This window comes from Endozoicomonas sp. SESOKO4, from assembly GCF_024606275.1.
In genome coordinates this window covers 1-1,342 of sequence record NZ_JAHHPS010000080.1, presented here as the reverse complement: position 1 = coordinate 1,342, position 1,342 = coordinate 1, and the positions used below count along the sequence as shown (strand labels likewise).

The 1,342-nt window shown below is 54.4% G+C and carries 2 protein-coding genes; both read left to right on the top strand.

The window, feature by feature from the left end; translation table 11 throughout:
• Positions 1–1,149, top strand: a 1,149-nt coding sequence (locus KDK16_RS01345) for a DUF2586 domain-containing protein (protein ID WP_257274337.1), incomplete at its 5' end; no start/stop codon positions are given.
• A 10-nt stretch (positions 1,150–1,159) separates the two neighbouring features.
• Positions 1,160–1,342, top strand: a 183-nt coding sequence (locus KDK16_RS01340) for a DUF2597 family protein (RefSeq protein WP_257274336.1), incomplete at its 3' end; no start/stop codon positions are given.

The window sequence follows — 1,342 nt, the reverse complement described above, 5'->3', positions numbered from 1 at the left end:
CTAAAAAATAACCAAGACCAGGAGCAAACAATGGCCATTGGCAGTGTACAAGTTAACAACCTGAACCTGATGCAGGGTCCGCTGAACGAAGTGGAGCGACTCTTCCTTTTTATGGGGGTTGGGACCGTGAATCAGGAAAAGGTGCTAAACGCAGATAACAGCACCGATCTGGACGAACTGCTGGGTGAAGACGACAGCACCCTGAAAACCCAGCTGGAAGCAGCCCGACAGAATGCCGGCCAAAACTGGGGCGCAGTCGTTTATGTGCTGGCCAGTGCTGACGACTGGGAAGATGGCGTTGACTACTGCATGACCCAGGTATCGGTGGAATGCATTGTGATTACCGATGCGATTACCGTCAGCACCGACCTTGAAGCCATGCATGCCAAAGCGCAGGAAATTCATGGTCAGTATCAGCGGCCACTGTTCTTTATGGCTGCTGCCAGAAAAATTGATGACACCGTCGGCACTGGTGAGGACTGGAGCACGTACGTGGATGAAATTAAAAAGCTCACCAAAGACGTTGCTGCTAACCAGGTAATGGTCGTGCCTGAACTCTGGGGATTTGATCAGGGCACACTGGCCGGTCGGCTTTGCAATCGCGCTGTCACCGTTGCTGATTCTCCAATGCGTGTGGCCACTGGCCCACTGATCGGTGAATGGAGCGTTAAGCCGCAAGACAACACTGGCCGTGAAATTGATATGAGCACCCTGTCAGCTCTGGACACTGAGCGGTTTAGCGTTCCCCAGTGGTACCCGGATTACGACGGCACTTATTGGGCAGACGGCAACATGCTGGACGTGGAAGGCGGCGACTTCCAGACCGTCGAAAATCTGCGGGTTGTCCAGAAAGTTATGCGTCGTATTCGCCCCCTGGCTATTGCCCGGATCGCAGATCGTAAGCTCAACAGCACACCGGCCAGCATTGCATCGAACGAAACCTACTTTATGCGCCCGCTGTTTGAGATGAGCCACAGCACCGAAGTGTTGGGCACTGTGCACCCCGGTGAAGTCCAGCCCCCGGAAGACGGTGACATCACAATCACCTGGCCAACCCGTGACAGCGTCGAAATTTACGTGGTGGCGCGGCCCTACAACAGCGCCAAGGCCATCACCTGCAACATCGCACTGGATTTGAGCCTGAACTAAGGAGAGCGCCATGACCCAGAGAATCAGCGGCAAGAATTTTGATATTGAAGTGGGCGATTTCACCATCCGTGTGTCCTCAGCCAGTCTCGAGATTTCCGACAACTTTGCAGTAGCCCTTGATAAGGGCATTCCCAACGGCTGGGTAGACGGTGACGTGACCGGCGAAGGAGAGTTCCAGGTCGATGCCAGCAAC